This window comes from Streptomyces sp. 13-12-16 (genome assembly GCF_002114215.1).
Classification (GTDB): domain Bacteria; phylum Actinomycetota; class Actinomycetes; order Streptomycetales; family Streptomycetaceae; genus Streptomyces.
In genome coordinates, this window is the sequence record NZ_NCTE01000965.1 from 1 (window position 1) to 3,320 (window position 3,320).

General features: G+C 72.1%; 4 protein-coding genes and 1 pseudogene. 2 read left to right on the plus strand and 3 right to left on the minus strand.

Annotated features, from left to right (window positions below):
* Positions 1-301: pseudogene (locus B7767_RS33200) on the minus strand (hypothetical protein); the annotation flags it as partial.
* Positions 294-854 (minus strand): RNA polymerase sigma factor, encoded by a 561-nt coding sequence (locus B7767_RS33205; protein ID WP_085575353.1) that lies wholly within the window; start codon positions 852-854, stop codon positions 294-296. The gene B7767_RS33205 and the pseudogene B7767_RS33200, both read right to left, overlap by 8 nt.
* A 152-nt stretch (positions 855-1,006) precedes the next feature.
* On the opposite strand from B7767_RS33205, the gene trpS reads away from it, so the two are divergent.
* Together trpS and B7767_RS33215 are read left to right on the plus strand one after the other, a co-directional pair.
* Entirely contained in the window at positions 1,007-1,999 is a 993-nt protein-coding gene (trpS, locus tag B7767_RS33210; RefSeq protein WP_085575350.1) for a tryptophan--tRNA ligase, read from the plus strand.
* A gap of 231 nt (positions 2,000-2,230) precedes the next feature.
* Positions 2,231-2,809, plus strand: coding sequence for a 2'-5' RNA ligase family protein (locus B7767_RS33215; protein ID WP_085575351.1), 579 nt, complete (start codon positions 2,231-2,233; stop codon positions 2,807-2,809).
* 15 nt (positions 2,810-2,824) lie between these two features.
* Here B7767_RS33215 and B7767_RS33220 read toward each other — a convergent pair.
* Positions 2,825-3,320, minus strand: a 496-nt coding sequence (locus B7767_RS33220; RefSeq protein WP_085575352.1) for an SDR family NAD(P)-dependent oxidoreductase, incomplete at its 5' end; no start/stop codon positions are given.

Sequence of the window (3,320 nt, forward strand, 5' to 3'; positions counted from 1 at the left end):
ACCAGTCGGCCACCGCCGCCCGCACCGGAGGCGTCAGCGTCAGCACCGTCAGCAGCCCGCACAGGGCCGCGACCAGCGACCGCCACCGCGCGCGCGTCCAGCTCCGGGCCCCCCGCAGCAGCGCGCCGGGGCCCGTCGGCCCGGCCGCCGGAACCGGCAGTTCCTCGGCGAGTATCCGCCCCAGCACCCGCTCGACCATCGACTCGGACTGCTCGGGCCCACCCGGCCCGTCCAGGGACCGGCCGAGGGCCCGCAGCTCCTCCCACAGCCGCTCGGCCTCGCCGTCGTACCGCTCACTCACACCTCTCACCCCCTCCCCGGGGCCGGAAGTCCGGCAGCAGGCGCTCCAGCTTGCGCAGGGCGCGGTTCAGCCGCGACTTCACCGTGCCCCGTGGCCAGCCCAGGGCCTGGGCGGTCTCCCGCTCGTCCATCTCGAGCAGATAGCGGTAGGTGACGACCAGACGGTGCTCCTCGCTCAGCTTCTCCAGGGCGGACACCAGCGCCCCGCGGCGCTCCGTCTCCAGCGTCGCGACCGCCGGGTCCGTCGACTCCGGTATCACCGGCTCCGCCTCCATGAACGCCGCCTCCCGGTCGGCGAGGCCGCTCCGGCGCACGGCGGCGCGCACTGTGTTCCTCGTCTCATTGGCCACGATCGACAGCAGCCACGGCCGGAACGCCATGCCGTCCCGGAACCGGCCCAGCGCGCAGTACGCCTTGACGAAGGCCTGCTGCACCACGTCCTCCGCGTCTGCCCCCGCCCCGAGCGCGGCGGCCGCCCTGAGCGCGATGCCCGTATGGGCCCGCACCAGCTCCGCGTACGCCTCCGGCTCCCCGGCGCGTACGCGTGCGATCACCGCGGCCTCATCGACGATGCGGCCCCCCTCCCGCGTCCTCACGTCTTTGTTACACCGCCGGGGACGGATCGGTTCCCACCTGTTTCCGGTCCGTTCCGGACCGCTCCGCGAGACCTGAGAGAATGGTGGGCATGGCGACTGACCGACCCCGCGTGCTCTCCGGAATCCAGCCCACCGCAGGCTCGTTCCACCTCGGCAACTACCTCGGCGCCGTCCGCCAGTGGGTGGCCCTGCAGGAGACCCACGACGCGTTCTACATGGTCGTCGACCTGCACGCGATCACGGTCCCGCAGGACCCGAAGGAGCTGCGCGCCAACACCCGGCTGGCCGTCGCCCAGCTGCTGGCGGCCGGTCTCGACCCGGACCGCTGCACGCTCTTCGTGCAGAGCCACGTGCCCGAGCACGCCCAGCTCGCCTGGGTCATGAACTGCCTCACCGGCTTCGGCGAGGCCTCCCGCATGACGCAGTTCAAGGACAAGTCAGCCAAGCAGGGCGCCGACCGGGCCTCCGTCGGCCTGTTCACGTACCCGGTCCTGCAGGTCGCGGACATCCTGCTCTACCAGGCCAACGAGGTGCCGGTGGGCGAGGACCAGCGCCAGCACATCGAGCTCACGCGCGACCTCGCCGACCGTTTCAACGGCCGGTTCGGCGAGACGTTCACGATGCCGAAGCCGTACATCCTCAAGGAGACGGCGAAGATCTACGACCTCCAGGACCCGATGGTCAAGATGAGCAAGTCGGCGTCCACGCCGAAGGGCCTCATCAACCTCCTGGACGAGCCGAAGGCCACCGCCAAGAAGGTGAAGAGCGCGGTCACCGACACCGACACGGTCATCCGCTACGACGTCGTGGAGAAGCCCGGTGTGAGCAATCTCCTCACGATCTACTCGACCCTCACCGGGGCGGACATCCCCGAACTGGAGGAGAAGTACGCCGGCAAGGGCTACGGTGCGCTCAAGACGGACCTCGCCGAGGTCATGGTCGAATTCGTGACCCCCTTCAAGGAGCGCACCCAGCAGTACCTGGACGACCCCGAGACGCTGGACGCGATCCTGGCCAAGGGCGCGGAGAAGGCGCGCGCCGTCGCCGCGGAGACCCTCTCCCGGGCGTACGACCGGGTCGGCTTCCTGCCCGCCAAGCACTGACCCGCCGAGTACCGACCCGCCGAGTACCGACCGCCGAGCACTGAACCGGCGCTGAACCGGCCCACGGCGGCGATCCGTACCACCGCACAGCGCTGCACATCACTCCGGTTGCGCCTGCCCGCATCCGGGTCGTGGTCGTACAGTCGATAACCGGGTGACCGTTTCCGCGGTCACCCGGTGCTCACCGCAGCTCCACCGCCACGCTTCACCACCACAACGACAGGAGACGACGTGGGGACCGTAACGATCGGCGTGTCGATCGCGGTCCCGGAGCCTCACGGCAGCCGGCTTCAGCAGCTGCGCGCGGGCTTCGGCGACGCCGCTGCTCACGGTATCCCCACGCACGTCACCCTGCTGCCGCCGACCGAGATAGACGACGCCGACCTGCCGGCCGTCGAGGCGCATCTCGGCGAGGTCGCCGCGGCCGGCCGCCCGTTCCCGATGCGGCTGTCCGGCACCGGCACCTTCCGGCCGCTGTCGCCGGTGGTGTACGTGCGGGTCGTCGACGGCGGCGAGGACTGCGCCCGGCTGCAGAAGCAGGTCCGTGACGCCTCCGGCCCGGTCGCCCGCGAGCTGCAGTTCCCGTACCACCCGCACGTCACCGTGGCGCACGGCATCGAGGAGGCGGCCATGGACCGCGCCTTCGAGGAGCTCGCCGGCTACGAGGCCGAGTGGCCCTGCACCGGCTTCGCGCTCTACGAGCAGGGCGCCGACGGGGTGTGGCGCAAACTGCGCGAGTTCCCCTTCGGCACCGTGGTGGTGCCCCCGCAGTCCGGGAGCGTGGACCGGGGATCCGTCTCCGCCCGCTGAACCCCCGGCCGGGTCTCAGACCGGCAGCCGGCGGAACACCCCGCGCGGCAGGTGCCGCAGCGCCGACATCACCATCCGCAGCGTGCCCGGCACCCACACGGTCTCCGCGCGGCGCCGCAGCCCCAGCTCGACGGCCGCCGCGACCGCCTCCGGCGTGGTGGCCAGCGGCCCCCCGGGGAGTCCGGCGGTCATCCGGGTGCGGACGAATCCGGGGCGTACGACCATGACGTGCACCCCCGTGCCGTACAGCGCGTCGCCGAGGCCCTGGGCGAAGGCGTCCAGGCCGGCCTTGCTGGAGCCGTAGATGAAGTTCGCGCGGCGGGCCCGCTCGCCCGCCACGGAGGACAGCACCACCAGGGAGCCGTGGCCCTGCGCCTGGAGGGCGCTCGCGCACACCAGGCCCGCCGAGACCGCCCCGGTGTAGTTGGTCTGCGCGACCCGGACGGCGGCCCGGGGGTCCCGTTCGTCGTGGGCCTGGTCGCCCAGGGTGCCGAAGGCGAGCAGCACCATG